Origin of the sequence: Mesorhizobium sp. M0227, assembly GCF_040321855.1 — a bacterium.
Lineage (GTDB): Bacteria > Pseudomonadota > Alphaproteobacteria > Rhizobiales > Rhizobiaceae > Mesorhizobium.
The window spans coordinates 14,342-29,898 of record NZ_JAMYSJ010000010.1; the positions used below are offsets into that span (position 1 = coordinate 14,342).

The 15,557-nt window shown below is 65.1% G+C and carries 13 protein-coding genes; 3 read left to right on the plus strand and 10 right to left on the minus strand.

Annotated features, from left to right (window positions below; translation table 11 throughout):
* Positions 1-278: 278 nt before the first annotated feature.
* Positions 279-1,934 (minus strand): acyl-CoA synthetase, encoded by a 1,656-nt coding sequence (locus NKJ00_RS15725; protein WP_352630321.1) that lies wholly within the window; start codon positions 1,932-1,934, stop codon positions 279-281.
* A gap of 324 nt (positions 1,935-2,258) precedes the next feature.
* Here NKJ00_RS15725 and NKJ00_RS15730 point away from each other — a divergent pair, with 324 nt between their 5' ends.
* The gene (locus tag NKJ00_RS15730) at positions 2,259-3,353 is read left to right on the plus strand and encodes a KamA family radical SAM protein (protein ID WP_352630323.1); all 1,095 of its coding nucleotides are present in this window, start codon (positions 2,259-2,261) and stop codon (positions 3,351-3,353) included.
* Between the two features lie 9 nt (positions 3,354-3,362).
* On the opposite strand, the gene NKJ00_RS15735 is transcribed toward NKJ00_RS15730, so the two are convergent.
* From NKJ00_RS15735 to NKJ00_RS15745, 3 genes are read right to left on the minus strand one after another with little or no spacing between them, the layout of a single operon-like run.
* Positions 3,363-4,004 carry a 4'-phosphopantetheinyl transferase family protein gene (locus NKJ00_RS15735; RefSeq protein WP_352611224.1) on the minus strand — a complete coding sequence of 214 codons (642 nt, stop codon included), beginning with the start codon at positions 4,002-4,004 and terminating at the stop codon, positions 3,363-3,365.
* Positions 4,004-4,489: a GNAT family N-acetyltransferase gene (locus NKJ00_RS15740; RefSeq protein ID WP_352630325.1), complete on the minus strand. Its 486-nt coding sequence runs from the start codon at positions 4,487-4,489 to the stop codon at positions 4,004-4,006. Before NKJ00_RS15740 ends, NKJ00_RS15735 begins: the two co-directional genes overlap by 1 nt.
* Complete coding sequence (locus tag NKJ00_RS15745; protein ID WP_352611117.1) at positions 4,486-8,628, minus strand: Pls/PosA family non-ribosomal peptide synthetase; 4,143 nt, start codon at positions 8,626-8,628, stop codon at positions 4,486-4,488. Before NKJ00_RS15745 ends, NKJ00_RS15740 begins: the two co-directional genes overlap by 4 nt.
* A 377-nt stretch (positions 8,629-9,005) precedes the next feature.
* On the opposite strand from NKJ00_RS15745, the gene NKJ00_RS15750 reads away from it, so the two are divergent.
* Both NKJ00_RS15750 and NKJ00_RS15755 read left to right on the plus strand, forming a co-directional pair.
* Positions 9,006-9,614: a BA14K family protein gene (locus tag NKJ00_RS15750; RefSeq protein ID WP_352611118.1), complete on the plus strand. Its 609-nt coding sequence runs from the start codon at positions 9,006-9,008 to the stop codon at positions 9,612-9,614.
* Positions 9,615-9,709: 95 nt separating this feature from the next.
* Positions 9,710-10,057: a DUF2934 domain-containing protein gene (locus NKJ00_RS15755; RefSeq protein WP_352611119.1), complete on the plus strand. Its 348-nt coding sequence runs from the start codon at positions 9,710-9,712 to the stop codon at positions 10,055-10,057.
* 606 nt (positions 10,058-10,663) lie between these two features.
* Here the strand turns inward: NKJ00_RS15755 and NKJ00_RS15760 are convergent.
* The 6 genes from NKJ00_RS15760 to NKJ00_RS15785 are packed head-to-tail and all read right to left on the minus strand — an operon-like array spanning position 10,664 to position 15,502.
* Positions 10,664-11,854: an arabinose transporter gene (locus NKJ00_RS15760; protein WP_352611120.1), complete on the minus strand. Its 1,191-nt coding sequence runs from the start codon at positions 11,852-11,854 to the stop codon at positions 10,664-10,666.
* A gap of 29 nt (positions 11,855-11,883) precedes the next feature.
* Positions 11,884-12,318 (minus strand): lipocalin-like domain-containing protein, encoded by a 435-nt coding sequence (locus NKJ00_RS15765; protein ID WP_206535327.1) that lies wholly within the window; start codon positions 12,316-12,318, stop codon positions 11,884-11,886.
* A 60-nt stretch (positions 12,319-12,378) separates the two neighbouring features.
* The gene (locus tag NKJ00_RS15770; RefSeq protein ID WP_127296952.1) at positions 12,379-13,395 is read right to left on the minus strand and encodes a zinc-dependent alcohol dehydrogenase family protein; all 1,017 of its coding nucleotides are present in this window, start codon (positions 13,393-13,395) and stop codon (positions 12,379-12,381) included.
* Between the two features lie 25 nt (positions 13,396-13,420).
* Positions 13,421-13,816 (minus strand): (R)-mandelonitrile lyase, encoded by a 396-nt coding sequence (locus tag NKJ00_RS15775; RefSeq protein ID WP_127296953.1) that lies wholly within the window; start codon positions 13,814-13,816, stop codon positions 13,421-13,423.
* A gap of 19 nt (positions 13,817-13,835) precedes the next feature.
* Positions 13,836-14,306, minus strand: a complete 471-nt coding sequence (locus NKJ00_RS15780; protein WP_352611122.1) for a cyclophilin-like fold protein — start codon at positions 14,304-14,306, stop codon at positions 13,836-13,838.
* A complete protein-coding gene (locus tag NKJ00_RS15785) occupies positions 14,303-15,502 on the minus strand; it encodes an MFS transporter (RefSeq protein ID WP_352630327.1) in 1,200 nt (399 codons plus the stop codon). Before NKJ00_RS15785 ends, NKJ00_RS15780 begins: the two co-directional genes overlap by 4 nt.
* Positions 15,503-15,557 lie beyond the last annotated feature (55 nt).

The window sequence follows — 15,557 nt, forward strand, 5'->3', positions numbered from 1 at the left end:
GCAACTGCCGATCTCCCCCACTTGTGGCAGGGCTATCGCATATGGAATTCCTGAGATGTCTGCCCGGCACGGACCCCCACCCCTAACCCCTCCCCAAAAGGGGAAGGGAGACTTCCGTTGGCGCTGACCCAGAAGCATCGCCTGTCTTTTCGGCGCCAACAAGAATTAAAGACACGCGGCAGCATTCCCTCCCCCTTGTGGGGAGGGTTAGGGTGGGGGTTCTTCTTCGCAAGAATCCATATGCGATAGCCCTGCCACAAGTGGGGAGATCGGCAGCGTCACCCCTTCCGCTTCTCCACCTCGGCCTTCCTCAGCAGGAACCGCTGGATCTTGCCGCTCGGCGTCTTCGGCAACTCGCTGACGAACTCGACTTCGCGCGGATAGGCGTGGGCCGAGAGGCGCTTGCGGACATGCTGCGCCAGTTCCTCGGCCAGCGCCTCGCTGCCTCGAAAGGCGGGCGCCAGAACGACGAAGGCCTTGACGATTTCGGTGCGCTGCGGATCGGGCACGCCGACGACCGCTGCCTCGTTGACCGCCGGATGCTCGAGCAGCGCGCTTTCGACGTCGAACGGGCCGATGCGGTAGCCGGCCGAGGTGATGACGTCGTCGGCGCGGCCGATGAAGGAGATCGAACCGTCGGGCTCGAACTCGACCGTGTCGCCGGTGCGGTAATAGCCACCCGCAATGGCAGGGGTTTCGGCCTGATGATAGCCGCCGAACCAGCGCAGCGGCGAGTTGGCGATGTCGACGGCGAGAATGCCGGGCTGGTTGGGGCTAAGCTCGTTGCCGGCCTCGTCGAGCACGACGACGCGGTAGCCCGGCATGGCAAAGCCGGCCGAGCCGTGGCGTACGGGGTGCGACAGGCCGTGATGGTTGTTGACCATCATGCCGTTCTCGGTCTGGCCGTAATGGTCGTGGATGGCGGCGGCGAGATGAGCGTCGAACCAGCGGATCACCTCCGGGTTGAGCGGCTCGCCGGCGCTGCTCACCACACGCAGGCGGCCCTTGACGCGGGCGGCGGCCTCGGGTCCTTCGGCCAGCAGCAGGCGGAAGGCGGTGGGCGAGCCGGCAAGGCTGGTGACGCCGAGGCGCTCGATGATGTCGTAGGTGCTCCTGGCGGTGAAGGCGCCCTCGTTGAAGGTCGTGGCGATGCCAAGCAGCAGCGGGCCTGTTATGGCGTAATAGAGGCCGTAGGCCCAGCCGGGATCGGCGATGTTCCAGAAGACGTCGGCGGGCCGCAGCCCGATGGCATCGCGCATATAGGCGCCGAAGGCCAGCAGCGCGCTGAGCGGCACCGGAACGCCCTTGGGGAAACCTGTCGTGCCCGAGGTCGACATCATCATGAACAAATCGTCGCCCTTGCGCATCACCGGCTGGCAGTCAGGCGAGGCGGCGGCGAAGTCGGCGCGGAAATCGATGTCGCCGGCCGGCAGGGCTTCGCCTGGGGCAAGGATGGTTGCAACCCGAGGGCAATCCTCCACCTGGTCGAGTTTGCCGCGATTGGCAATGTTGGTGACGACGAGCTTCGCGCCGCTGGTCTTCAGCCGGTGGTCGATGGCCTTGGGGCCAAAGGCGGTGAACAGCGGCTGGTAGACCGCGCCGATGCGCCAGGTGCCGAGGATGAGCGCCACCAGTTCGGGAATGCGCGGCAGCATGCCGGCGACGATGTCGCCGGAGCCGACGCCAGCCGCTTTCAGCATGTTGCCGACGCGCGCCGACATCTCCTTGAGATCGTCGAAGCTGAACTCCCGCAGCTCGCCACCGGCGGAGATGGCGCGCAGCGCCAGCCGGTTCTGGCCGGTATGGCGATCGCAGCATTCGATGCAGGCGTTGATGCCCGTCGCGGGATCGCCGTGAAGTCTTGCGATCTCATCGTCGATGCGAAAGCGTGCAATGGCATCGGTATAGCGCGGCAGCGCCGGTGTATTGGTCATGGCAGTCCTCCCTGGCGGCGCCGCATCTCCCCATGCGGCGCTGTCGGGTGCGAGCTTGCCCGAAATTGTGGTTGTGGTCGATGCGGCGAAAGTTGGTGGGTGGGAAGGTTGGTGCTTGAACACCCCCCTCTGCCCTGCCGGGCATCTCCCCCGCAAGGGGGAGATCGGCGCCTCAACGACATCCAATCTCCCCCCTTGCGGGGGAGATGTCCGGCAGGACAGAGGGGGGTGTGAAGGATCACAGCGCTGACAATCTGCGTGGTTGACCTAATCAGTCATCCAGCGGATAGGTCCGGCCCAAATATACCCGCCCGAGAAACTCCGATGACCACAGACACCAAATTCCACCCCGACACCGCCTGGCAGGCCGAAATTCGCGCCGGCGTGCGCCACGTGCGCGATCTGGCGTCCCTGCCGTTGTCGCCAGCTGAGCGCGCGGCGGCGCAAGCGGCGGCGGTGAACCACAAGGTGCGTGCGCCCAAAGCCTATCTGGACCTGATCGACTGGAACGACCCGGCCGATCCGATCCGGGCGCAGGTCATCCCCTCTCCGCAGGAACTGGAGGAGGTGGAAGGCGAACTCGACGATCCGATCGCCGACCATGAATTCAGCCCGGTGCCGCGATTGACGCATCGCCATGCCGACCGGGTGCTGCTGTTCCCGACCTATCAATGCGCCGTCTATTGCCGGTTCTGCTTCCGCAAGGAATCGCTGACCGCGATCGGCCGCGGCTACACGCGCCAGGCGCTGGAACCGGCGCTGGCCTATATCGCGGATCACCCCGAAATCCGTGAGGTGATCCTGACCGGCGGCGATCCGCTGTCGCTGCCCGACAAGGCACTGGCCGAAATCTTCGCGCGCATCGAAGCGATCCCCCATGTGCGGCTGCTGCGCATCCATACGCGCGTGCCGGTGGTGCTGCCGTCGCGCATTACATCAGGGCTCGTCGCGGCGCTGCAGGGCCGGCTGATGGTCACTGTCGTCACCCATTTCAACCACGCGCGCGAGATCACCGACGCAACCGAGGCCGCCTGCCGCACGCTTCGGCAAGCCGGCTTCGTGCTGCTGAACCAGAGCGTTCTGCTCAAGGGCGTCAACGACAGCATCGAGGCGCTGGAAGAACTCTGCCGCGAGCTGATGTACCGCCTCGGCGTCAAACCCTACTACCTGCACCATGGCGACCTCGCGCGCGGCATGGCGCACCGGCGCACGACGATTGCACAGGGACAGGCGCTGACTGAAGCGCTGCGGGCGCGGCTGTCGGGCATCTGCAACCCCGTCTATGTGCTCGACCTGCCGGAGGGCGGCGGCAAGGTGCCGATCGGGCCTTGCCATGTCGAGGGACGGGACGGCGAGAACTGGCGGCTGCGCGGGCTCGATGGCGAGGTGAGGGGATATAGGGAGATCGTTGGCGAATAGGGCTGCGCGCTACCGCGCGTTTTTCTCGACAAATGCCAGCACCACCACGCGCGGGGCAACGCAATAGGCGAGGCTGGCCTTGCGGCGCGTCTTCGTCGTTGCGCGGCCTGCGTTCAGGTCGATGGCGATGTTCTCATAGCCCAGCACCTCGCGATCGAGCGGATAGACGGCCTTGTAAACGGCTTCCTTGGCGGCAAAGAGGATGCGGCCGGCAAGATGCCGGTCGGCTGCGTCCGTGCGGTCCGCGGGTGTTGTCACGAGCGCCAAAATGTCATCCGGGAGAGGCTGCGCGGGCTCGACGTCGATGCCGAGCGAGGCGATATCGCCAATCGGTGCAATCGCCGCCACGGCCATGTCGTCGTCGTGCGCGAGCGAACCGGTTATTCCGTCAGGCCAGACCGGCGCGCCGGTTGGCGAGCGCAAGATGGCGACGTCGCCAACGCCAAGCTCCGCCAGCAATCCGTGCGCGATCCACCGGGCCGCGCCGCTGGCGCGCCGCATGCCAGGCTGACGCGCGGGGATGGAATGCGCTTCCCCAGGCAGCAGATGGGCGTCGTCGCCGTCGCGGATCATCCGGCATCCGATCCGGACTCCCGATGGTGCGATGGCGGCGATCGCTTCGGCCAAGGCGATTTCCTCGGGCAGCCGCATCACGGCGCGTGCGTCCGGGCCGGCAAAGCGAGATCGGCGATCATTTCTCCGTCCTCGTCGAGCCCTTCTTCGACGAAACCGGCGCTGCGATAGAGATTTCGCGCCGCATCGTTCTCCGGTTCGTAGCAGATCGAGACGTGGCTGATGTGGCCGAGCCCCTGTATTTCGACCAGCACTTCGAGCAGTGCGGCCTTGCCGTAGCCTTTGCCCTGAGCGGCGCGGTCGATCATGAAGCGATAGATGCGTGCCTCGTCGTCATCCTTGGGCGCCTCGTACATGAGGAAACCGACGACACGGGTCCCGGCCATGACGACGCGTCGCCGCGCGTCTTTGTCGGTTTCGGCTTCTTCCAGCGACTCCGCATTGCCGGCGACGAAATCCCTCTGCTCCGGAGCCAGTTCCAGGGCCGTGACCAGGGCACGGTTGGCCTCGGTCACGGCAACGAGACGGATATCTCCGGTGTTCAAGCCGATGCCCTTCTTCAAGCCGATGCCCTTCTTAAAGCCAATGCCGGGGCCGATACCTTGGAGCCATCGTCGGTGATCGGCTCGACGAAGCGGTGCAGCTTGGCCGGGTTGCCCCGCCATATGGAGTTGGGCTCCAGCTCTTCGCCCTTCATGACGAAGGAGTCGACATCGACCACCGAGCCTTCACCCATCACGACGCCGTAATGGACAAAGGCGGAGGGTCCGAGCGTGCAGCCCTTGCCGATGCGGATGAAGTCGGACTTGAAGGCGCCTTCTTCCAGCGAATGGGCCTGGATGACGCAGCCCTCGTTGAGGGTGGCGTCGTCGCCGATCTCCACCAGCGAGCGTTCGGTCAGATTGCTGCCGCCGTCATAGACACGGCTGCCGATCTTGACGCCCAGCATGCGCAGGATCATCGGGCGGAACGGCGTGCCGGCGAACAGGCGCACGATCGGCGAATCCGCCAGCTTCCAGTGGCGTTCGTGGCGCCAGAACGTGACGTCGTAGATCGTCGTCATCTGCGGCTTCAGCCGGCCGAAACCAAGGCTCGCCCGTTCCACGAAGATGTAGAACGGAATGGTGATCGCCGAGGTCAGGAGCACGGCGACGAACAGTGCGACTTCAGCCCATTCGGTATAGTAGTTCAGCGCCCGGTCCCAGATCGCTAGCGTGGCGAACAACATGATCCATTGCGTTGCCACGAACAGCAGGATCGTCACCAGATTGTGGCGGTTCTTGTGCGGGATGCGCCGGCGCCGGTCGTCCTCGTCGATGCCGGCGATGAGTTCCTTGTCGCGGTTCACCATGCGCGGGATTTCAAATGCCGGCGAACCCAGAAGCCCGACATTCTCGCGCAGCGGCCCGTCGATGGGGATCATCACCTTGGTGCCGAGCAGGACGTTGTCGCCGGTGCGCCCGTCCGGCGGATAATAGATGTTGTTGCCGAGATAGTTGCGCTCGCCGATCCTCGTCGGCTCGAGCCGGAAGGCGGCGGCGGATTTGTGCATGTTGATCATGAACAGGCCGTCCGACACCATGGTCTCGGTGCCGATCTCGCACAGAAGCGGGTTTTCGTGCTGCTGGTTGGAGCCGAAATTGGAGCCGGTCTGCACCACCTTGTTGAGGTTCCAGCCGATGGCTCGCATGTAGTGCACGATGGCCGAGCTGTCGCCGGCCAGCAGGCCGAGCACGCGGGAGTTGCTGGAAAATTCAGCGACAGTCTGCAGCCAGTAGCGGAAGCCGTACAGCGTGTAGGTGCGGCCGGGCTTCAACAGCAGGCTGACCAGGCGCGGCACCAGCGTCGCCGCCAGGAAGGATGCGGCCATGTAGCCGAACAGCGTGACCGTGGTGCCGATCGCGACGACGCCGATGGTCTCCTGGTAGTCGTCGCCGACGTTTTCCCAATAGCTGTGGAATAGGAGCGGCAAGGGAGTGACGATGGCAAACAGCCCGATCAGCTGAACCGCTTCGAACAGAAAGCGCCGGATGTTGGACGGATCGACATTGCGCACCTTGCAATAGTCGGCCGTGGTCGGCACGGCCGGCGAGCCATGCCAGCGTTCGCCGTCCGGGATGCTTTGCCCGCGGTGCAGCGAGGACGAATGGCCGAGCTGGGCGCCATCGCCGATCCTGGTGTCGATGTCGAGCGTCGAGCCGACGCCGACGAAGGCATCGCGACCGATGGTCAGCGGCCCGGTGTGGATATAGCCGGACTGCGCCCGGAAGCCGAGGATCATCGATTCCTTGCGCAGGATGGTGTTGGCGCCGATCGAGATGAGATCCGTGCAGACGGGCACGGATTTCGATTCGATGACGGCGTTCTTGCCGAGCTTGGTGCCGAGAAGCTGCAGATAGATGCTGTAGAGCGGGCTGCCGCGGAACAGCACGACGGGCGCGGTGCGGATCAACGTCTTGACCACCCAGAAGCGGAAGTAACGCACGCCCCAGATGGGAAACGCCTCGGCCTTCCAGCGGCCGACCAGCACCCATTTGGCGATGACGGCAAAGCCCGACATGCCGAAGAACACGGCGGCCGAAAGCGCCACGCACCTGATGTACAGCTGCAGCGGATCGTCGAGCGCGTCATACATCCAGTTGAGGCCGTCATTGACCGCCCACAGGGCGCCATAGCTGTAGAGCGCGTAGAACAGCAGCTGTGCGGCGCCGCAGGTCCAGTAGGCGAAGTTCGAGGCCCGGCGGGTGAGGACGGGCTCGTTGGTGGCCGTCGTCATCTCGTCCGCCACGCCCAGATGCAGCGCGAGCCGCGCCACGGTCGGGTGGAGATAGATGTCGCGCATCGACGCCGTCGCCCATTCCTTCCTGGTGCGCAGACGCGCGCAGAAATGCGCCATCAGCAGCGAGTTGGCGCCGAGATCGTCGAAGAAATTGTCCTCGACGGACACGTCTTCGAATTTCAATACGGCGGCCAGCGCGTCGGCCAGGAAACGCTCGTCGTCATTGCCGGGCGCGACCATGGCGCGATCGCCCGAAAGCCGCACACTTGTCGGCTTCGGCAGCTGGCGCAAATCCACCTTGTTGGAAACCGTCATCGGGATGGCCGGCAGTTCCTCCAGATAGGAGGGCACCATGTAGTCGGGCAGCCGCCGCTTCATCGTCCTGGCGAGGTCGGCGCGCGAGATCGCCTTCTGGCCGGCCTTCGCTGCGAAATAGGCGACGAGTTCGACGCGGCCGGGCTCGATCTCCCAGGTGGTGACGGCGGCCTGGGCGATTTCGGGCTGGTCGAGCAGCACCGCCTCGATCTCGCCGAGCTCGATGCGGTAGCCGCGGATCTTCACCTGGGTGTCGATGCGGCCGTTATATTCGATCTCGCCCTGGTCGTTGATGCGGCCAAGGTCGCCGGTCCGGTAGATGCGCTTCGACGGGTTGTTCGGCAGGCCGACGAAATCGGCGATGAATTTCTGTTCGGTCAGGTCGGGCCTGTTGAGATAGCCGACCGCGAGCCCGATGCCGGCAATGCCGATCTCGCCCAGTTCGCCCGGCTCGGCAAGCTGCGGCAGCGAAGCGTCGAGAATGACGATCGAGTAGGTCGGCAGCGGCGCGCCGATGGTGACGGGGCTGTTCGGCGTCAGCGCGCCCATGGTGGCGGTGACGGTCGCCTCGGTCGGGCCATAGGTGTTGAGGATCTGCCGCCCCGGCTTCGACCAGCGCACCACCAGATTGTGCGGGCAGGCCTCGCCGCCGACCAGCAGCGTGCGCAGGCTGGGCACATCCGACGTCATCGACGACAGCAGCGTCGGGCTGCAGGCGATGCAGGTGATGTCATGGAGGCGCAGGAAATCGGCCAGTTCCTCGCCCACCAGCGGCATCTGGCCCGGTGCCGGCACCACCGTCGCGCCGGCGACGAACGGCACCCAGATCTCCTCGGAGGAAAAGTCGAAGGCGATGGTCATGCCCTGGTAGACGCGATCGCCCGGCCGGTAGCCGTAGGAGGCCGCGGCGACGCGGATGAAGTTGACGAAACTCTGGTGCTTGATGACGACGCCCTTGGGCTTGCCTGTGGTGCCCGAGGTGTAGAGGATGTAGCAGGTGTCGTCTGATGAAGCGGCCTTCGCATTCGGCTTCAGCGGCGCGCCGGACTCTTTGGAGATTTCGGCGGCGGCGCTGTCGATCAGCAGATGCGGGACCGGCAGCTGACCGGCGCGCGACGCATAGGCGGCGATGGTGACGATCAGGCTGACGCCGGCGTCTTCGATGATGAGCGCCATCCGCTCCTCGGGAAAAGCGGTGGCCAGCGGCACGAAGGCCGCACCCGCCTTCATCACGGCGAGCAGCGCGACATAGGTTTCCGCCGAGCGGTCGAGGATAAGCCCGACGCGGTGGCCCGGTCGCACGCCGCGCTTGACCAGCAGGCGGGCGAACTGGTTGGCCCGGCTGTCCAGTTCACGATAGGTCCAGACACGCCCGTCGGAGATCACCGCCGGCAGCGCTGCAAACATTTCGGCGAGCTGTTCGAAGACGGTGTCGAGCCGCTCGCCGGGGAGGCCGTGCCGGGCAAAGTCGGCGCCTGTCAGGATTTGCCCGCGCCTGGCCGTTGCGGGGGCCGTTTTTACCAGCGCATCGACATCTGCCGGGCCGCTTTCCAGCCCCGATCGTTCCGCGTCCAGTTCGGCGATGTCGACACCGTGATCCATTTCCATACTTTCCCGTCCAGGCCGGGCATCGCCCGGCACGGCCATTTTTCCAGTTGTTGTGGGATGCTTATGCCATCCGATCTTTTCGCCAGTTTTTCCGAACTGTTGAATATTGTTTCTGAACTGTGTCTGGGCGGGGGTTTTGGCCCTCTTTGTCGGGGCTTGCGGGGGAGGGAAGCCTCCGCCCGTCGCGCCCTACGGCGCCCCCCTCTGGCCTGCCGGCCGTTCGTCGTTCGGAAAGCCAAGCAATTGGCTTTCCGTCCGCTACGCGGAGCACTTCTCAACCCCCACTTGTGGGGAGATTGGTAGCTTCGGCGCCGGCCTTTTTCTGGAACCAGCCTTGAGGCCCCGCATTCTATGAGCAGGGACTTAAGGAGCGTGTCGTGAAAGCGGTTTTGGGACTGGTCTGCGGCTTCGTGCTGACCCTTGCGGTCTTCGGCAGCGGACTGGGCTTCGCCGCCTGGCTGCTTGCCGCGAAGCCGCCACGCCAGGCAACGGCTACTGTCAGCGTGGCGGAGCTGTGGACCAAGAAGGCGCGGCCGGTGAACAAAGCCGGGCAGGGCCTCGAACGCCTGCCGGCCAAACAGTCCGCGCCGCCCGACATCCCCGCCAAACCGCAGGAAACACCGCCCGACCCCACCGTCACCGGCGCCATCGCGCCCAAGACGACCGGATTGCCGCCTCCGCATCTCGCCTGGTGCGCCAGCCGCTATCGCTCCTACCACCCGGACGACAACAACTATCTCTCCTACAGCGGGCAGCTGCGCCCCTGCATCTCGCCCTATCTCGAAGCCGCCGGCCAGCTCGTCCAGCCCACTGCCGCCGATGGCGACGAAAACGGCGCCGGCCTGGGGGTCTACGCTGCCGACGATGGCGGCGAAGCACTTTCGGCCGACCATGTCGATTACTGCTTCAGCCGCTACCGCTCCTATCGCCCGGAAGACAACTCCTATCAGCCATACTCCGGCGGGCCGAGACGGCAATGCCAATAGAGCCCGCGCGCCGCAGGCAGGCGATCCGATCGCGCGGATTTTCCGGAGCGTTCGCATTGGCGCGACGTTCAACCCTGACCTAAGGAGGACTGACCATGAGCGACGACCGGGACGACAGAATTCGTGAGCGCGCCTACCAGATCTGGGAACGGGAAGGCCGCATGCAGGGCGACCCCGAACGGCACTGGCACCAGGCCGAGGCGGAGATCGACCGCGAGGCGGCCCTGCCGCTGACGGCGGACGATGCGCTGCCTGAGACTGGCGAGGTCGCCAGCACCGACGTGCTGGAGGTCGAGGCGCTGGCGGTGCGCACCGGCATATCGGGCGACGAGGCACAGGAACTGCTCGACCGCTTGGGCAACGACCGCGCCGCGGTGGAGCAAGCCGCCCGCAGCCTCAAGGCCAAAAGGCGGCGAAACCCCGATGAGGGACTGGCCAAATGATCGAAAGCTGAAGGACGGAAATACCGGCTCCATTCACTCAAGAAGGGCGAAAACGGCGACGCCTCATCATCTTCGGCTCTGTCGCCAATCTTTTTCGCCATGGCCAGAGCCTTGGACTGGTCGTGAGCACGGCCCGCCAACGCGGCTTCTCGAAACGCTCAGGTTGCGACGGGCTGGTCGGTCATCACTTGCGCTGGACCGCGAAAGCGAAAGCCCGCGCCTCTGGCGGAGGACGCGGGCCGATCGGACGGCCGATCTTCGGCAGGCGGTGGAGGGCACCACCTGCCGCACACATAAACAATTAGCTATGACTAATGTTCCGTCAAGCTGGATCTACTTTCGTTCGAATGTCGGCCTTGACTGCGATTGCGCCGCTGGCCTGGGAATGCATGCGTCCGGCGGGCAGCTTGCGTCAGTGGCGATAGGAATTTATTCTTGACCCGTGAGGGCAGTTATGCTACATTTCTATCTATGGTGCTGATTTGCGCCAGTGACCCGCCGCACAGGCGGGTTTTTTGCGTGTTGGCTGGCGCTGCGCCAATTTTCAACGTTGCCAGCGCGAGGTGATCGTAGTTGCGCAACATCGCGAGCATAGAATACCCGGCACTAGCGTAGGGCGTTACGGCGACCCAGCAGCAGAGCGATGCCCAACGCCGGAAGCGTCGCCATCGCGACGGCGAAGAAGACGAATTGCAGCCCGGCCGACGCGGCGACCAAGCCGAGCGCTGGACTGCCGAAGCCGAGCGCCACGTCGAGGAAGACGGTGTAGAGTCCCATGGCCAGGCCGCGGCTGCGCGACGGAAGATGGCTTACTGCCTCGGCACCGAGACCGGGATAGACCAGCGAGTAGCCAAGGCCAGTGAGACCCGCCCCAATTGCGGCGACAACAGGCCCGGTCGCAAGCCAGATCAGCATCAGCCCTGCGGCCTCGACGGCGACGAAGATCACAGCGACGCGTGCGCCCCCAAGCCTGTCGGGCAGGTGGCCGAAGCATAGCCTTGCCACGATCAGCGCCGCGGCATAGGCCGTGAAGGGAAGCCAGATCGGCTGCCATCCCCGTTCGGCAAAGAGCAACGCGGCAAAGGCCAGGATTGCGCCATAGCCGAGGCTGCTGAAAGCTGCTCCCACTCCGGGAAGCCAGACCGCTTGAGCCACGCTCGTCCATGACTGCGGCACGCTGCTCGCGGCGGTGCTGGTGCCACGCATCGGCAGGATGGCAAGCAGCGTCGCAAGCGGCAGGACGATGGTCGCGAGTGCGATCGCGGTGAAACCGCTCGCCGCATAAAGCGCAGATCCGACCGGCGCTCCAAGCGCGAGCGCCGCAAACATCGCCGTGCCCACCCAGGCTATGACTTTTCCGGAGTTCTGTCCGCCCGCAAGGGAGAGGCCCCAGGCGACGCCGCCGGTGATGATGAAGCTCTCCGACGCGCCCAATACCGCCCGGCCGGCGAAGAGCGCCGATGCGGACGCTACCGGCCGGTCGAGCAATGCCAGTGAGCCGAGGTAAAATAATCCCGCCAGGGCAGCGGCAATGAGGCCGACGACGACGGCCCGCTTGCCGCCGCGCCCATCGGCATAGTTTCCGGCCCCAATGCGCGACAACATCGAGGCGACGAACTGGCTGCCCGTCACCAGTCCGACCGCGAAGGGGCCGAAGCCGAGTTGCTGATGAAGATGCAGCGGCAGGACGGGTAGCGCCAAGCCGATCAGAAGGAAGCCGGCGAAGACAGCCGCCATGATTGGCACCAGTTCCGCCATCGCTCCATTTCGGTCTGAAGTCCCCGCCACTTTGGCCATCGGCAACACCTTGAACCCAACAGTTCAGATCAGTAGCGTTCGTAGGTCACACGCCAGCCTTCGGCCGGATTGTCCGGCGTGAGGACCAGTTTGTTGTCCGAGACTTCGAATTTGCGTTTCATGCTCTTCCCGACAAGGTTGCGGACTAGGGAGGACTCGATCGTGATGACGAAGGTCTTGTCCTGGTCGTTGATGGCGACGGGCCCGTAATAGGCTTCGTAGCCATTCGCTGTGTAAGGCGTGTCCGGCGCCTTGGCGTCGGGGTTCTGGGCCTGCACCGAGAGGGAGCCGGCCTCGGTGAAGATGACCTGGCCGGAATACGGCACTGGCTTGAGGTTTCCCTCGGCACCGGCCTCGAGCGACCTCATGCGCCATGCGCCAATGATCGGGGACTCTTGCGAGAACGCCGGCGTGGCGACGGAAAGCGCAAGCGCAAGGGCGGCGATCTTCGATCTCATAGTCATATGTCGTTGTTCCTTTTCTGATTTGGCGGGGGGCGGACAGGCCGTCCGCCCAATCTTCGCTCACACGGAAAGCATGACCTTGATGGCACGCCGCTCGTCCATGGCGCGGTAGCCTTCAGCGACCTCTGCCAACGGCAGCTTGAGGTCGAAGACCTTGCCGGGCTTGATCCTGCCTCGCAGTACACGGTCCATCAGGTCGGGCAGGAAGCGGCGCACTGGCGCTGGGCCGCCCATCATGCGCTTTTGGCCGAAGAATAGTTTTTGGCCGTCGAAGCTCACGCCATGCGGCACGCCGACATAGCCGATGGTGCCGCCGGGACGAGAGCAGGCCAGCGCCTGGTCGAAGGATTCTCCCGTGCCGACGCATTCCAGCACGGAGTCCGCGCCGACGCCCTTGGTGAGTTCCTTGATGCGCGTGACGCCTTCCTCGCCACGCTCGGCCACAATGTCGGTGGCGCCAAACTCGCGGGCGAGCTTTTGGCGGCTGGCGTGCCGGCTCATGGCGATGATGCGCTCGGCGCCCATCTCCTTGGCCGCAAGCACGCCCATCAGGCCGACCGCACCGTCGCCGACCACCACCACCGTCGATCCTTCTCGGACCTCGGCCGCGTCGGCCGCATACCAGCCGGTGCCGAGCACATCGGACACAGCCAGCAAGTCAGGGATGAGTTCGGCCGGCGGCACCTCGGCGGTGGCGACCAGTGTGCCATCCGCCAACGGCACGCGAGCGTAAGGCGCCTGCGCGCCCGACATGAATTCGCGCTGCACACAAGACGACTGGAAGCCGAAGCGGCAATGCGGGCAGGTATTGTCGGAAAGGCAGAACGACCCGACGACGAACTGGCCGGGACGGACCGTGCGCACCTCTGCGCCGACCTCGACGACGATACCACAATATTCGTGGCCCATGTGCATCGGGCCGTCGACCGGCTGCAGCCCGCGATAGGGCCACAGGTCCGAGCCGCAGATGCAGCTTGCCGAGAGCTTGATGATTGCGTCCGTCGGCCGCATGATTTTCGGATCGGCGATTTCCTCGCAGCGGATGTCGCCCGGTTTGTGAAGAATGGTTGCGATCATTTTGGTTCCTTTCGAGTGGAGAGAATCAAGCGCCGTAGTCGGCGTCGCTGACATGTTCCAGCCAGTCCACGACCTTGCCGTCCTTGACCTCCTGGAGGGCAATGTGGGTCATGGCGGTCAGAGGCGACGCGCCGTGCCAGTGCTTCTCGCCGGGCGCGAACCAGACGACGTCGCCGGCACGGATTTCCTCGACCGGACCGCCCTCGCGCTGCACGCGGCCAAGGCCGGAGACGACGATCAGCGTCTGGCCGAGCGGATGCGTGTGCCAGGCGGTGCGGGCGCCAGGCTCGAAGGTCACCTGTGCGCCTTGGACTCGCCCGGCATCGAAGGGATTGAAGAGTGGATCGATCCGCACCGTTCCGGTGAACCAGTCAGGTGGTCCCTTGCCGGAAGGCCTCGTGCCAGCGCGAAGAATGTCCATGGTGATCTCCTTTGCGTCCTCAAATGCGTTCGATGCGAAGCGGGAACTCGCCGCGAATGTGCAGGGCCTGCTCGCCCTCATCGAAGCGGCCGATCCTGATCAGCCCGGGATGGCGATAGTCGGCGTGGAACATGGCCAGATTGCCCCAGGGCATGAAATAGCACAGGTCGTAGGGCTGCTCGTTGGCGAACGGGCCACTTCCCTCCTCAGTCAGCTTGCGCGGCAGATAGGCGATCTTCTCGTTATGCGCGTAGTCCTCGATCTTGAGATCGAGCGGCAGCATGGAAAAGAAGTCGCGCGCTGAGGGATTGTCGTAGAGGGTGGCGGTCATGAGGCGGCCGTTGAAGGCCATCCTGATCTTCATGTCGGTGGGCTCCTGGCTGACGGGAGATTGGCCTTCCTGGCTGGCGGCTGCGCGATGCAGGGCCGCCACCGCGAGCGCGGCGCCGAGCAATGTCCGGCGGCTAAGCGGCGCACGCTCGATGGTCATGGCAAAGACTTCCGGGTCATATGCGATGCGGCAAGGGCGGCGAGCGCCGATCCGCAGAGCAGCACTGCGCCTAGAGTGAACGCTCCCCACCAGCCGACTGTATCGAAGAGCGTGCCGCCGATTGCGGCGCCGCCGGTGATGGCGAGCTGGATGACGGCTACCTGCAACCCGCCGCCGGCCTCTGCGTCGTCCGGCAGCGTTCGGCTGAGCCACGTGCCCCAGCCAACGGGCGCGGCCGTGCCGAAGAAGCCCCAGGCAACCAGCAGCAGTGTTGTGGGACCCGGGAGTGCACCGAAAGCGATGAGTGCAGCGGCCAGCGCGGCCATGACCAGCGGGATAGCGATGAGGATGCTGAACAGGCGCGTGCGCAAAAGCCGGCCGACGCACCATGTGCCGAGCACCCCCGCCAACCCCATCGCCAGCAGGACCGCCGAGAGGGCAGCGATGTCGAGCCGGGTGACGCTCTCGAGGAAGGGCCGAAGATAGGTGAAGAGCGCGAACTGGCCCATGAACAGCATCATGATCGACGCCATGCCGATGGCGACTGAAAGACGACCGAGCAGCGCCAGCGGATTGCCAGGACGCTTCCTCCGGCGCGGGGGCAGCGCCGGCAGGCTGGTCCACTGCCAGGCCAGCGCCAGGAGCCCAAACGGCACGACGAGGAAGAAAGCGCCGCGCCAGCCGACATAGGCGCCAAGAAAGCTGCCCAGCGGCGCCGCGATGGTGGCCGCAATGGCGTTGCCCGCGTTTAGCATGGCGAGACCCTTCGGAACCATGTCTTGCGGCACGAGGCGCATGACGATCGCGGTCGACATCGACCAGAACCCGCCGATCGCGATGCCGAGCAGTGCCCGGCCGACCATGAGGAACGCGTAGTTCGGCGCGAAGGTCACAGCCAAACCGGACACGATGAGGAGGAGGGTGAAGCCAGTCACGACCAGTCGGCGGTCGATGCGGCGCGTGAGACCGGCGACCAGCAGGCTGGTCACGACAGCGAAAACGCCCGAAATCGAGATCGCCTGTCCCGCGTGGCCCTCGGTGATGCCGAGATCGGACGCTAGCGGCGACAGCAGGCTGACCGGCATGAATTCAGACGCGATGAGCACGAAAACACACAGCGCCATCGACAACACCGCGCCCCATGCGGCGCGGTCTTCAACAAGCCTTGTGTCGTACGTCGTTTCCACAATTGGCATCCTTGCAAGGCGACCGGGTGGATCAGCCGCCAATCCCTGTCGCGATGCCAAGAAG

Bases quoted from the DNA above. Each gene is read 5' to 3' on its own strand.
- NKJ00_RS15725 (WP_352630321.1), bottom strand. From the start codon at position 1,934: ATGACCAATACACCGGCGCTGCCGCGCTATACCGATGCCATTGCACGC.
- NKJ00_RS15730 (WP_352630323.1), top strand. From the start codon at position 2,259: ATGACCACAGACACCAAATTCCACCCCGACACCGCCTGGCAGGCCGAA.
- NKJ00_RS15735 (WP_352611224.1), bottom strand. From the start codon at position 4,004: ATGCGGCTGCCCGAGGAAATCGCCTTGGCCGAAGCGATCGCCGCCATC.
- NKJ00_RS15745 (WP_352611117.1), bottom strand. From the start codon at position 8,628: ATGGAAATGGATCACGGTGTCGACATCGCCGAACTGGACGCGGAACGA.
- NKJ00_RS15755 (WP_352611119.1), top strand. From the start codon at position 9,710: ATGAGCGACGACCGGGACGACAGAATTCGTGAGCGCGCCTACCAGATC.
- NKJ00_RS15760 (WP_352611120.1), bottom strand. From the start codon at position 11,854: ATGGCCAAAGTGGCGGGGACTTCAGACCGAAATGGAGCGATGGCGGAA.
- NKJ00_RS15765 (WP_206535327.1), bottom strand. From the start codon at position 12,318: ATGACTATGAGATCGAAGATCGCCGCCCTTGCGCTTGCGCTTTCCGTC.
- NKJ00_RS15770 (WP_127296952.1), bottom strand. From the start codon at position 13,395: ATGATCGCAACCATTCTTCACAAACCGGGCGACATCCGCTGCGAGGAA.
- NKJ00_RS15775 (WP_127296953.1), bottom strand. From the start codon at position 13,816: ATGGACATTCTTCGCGCTGGCACGAGGCCTTCCGGCAAGGGACCACCT.
- NKJ00_RS15780 (WP_352611122.1), bottom strand. From the start codon at position 14,306: ATGACCATCGAGCGTGCGCCGCTTAGCCGCCGGACATTGCTCGGCGCC.
- NKJ00_RS15785 (WP_352630327.1), bottom strand. From the start codon at position 15,502: ATGCCAATTGTGGAAACGACGTACGACACAAGGCTTGTTGAAGACCGC.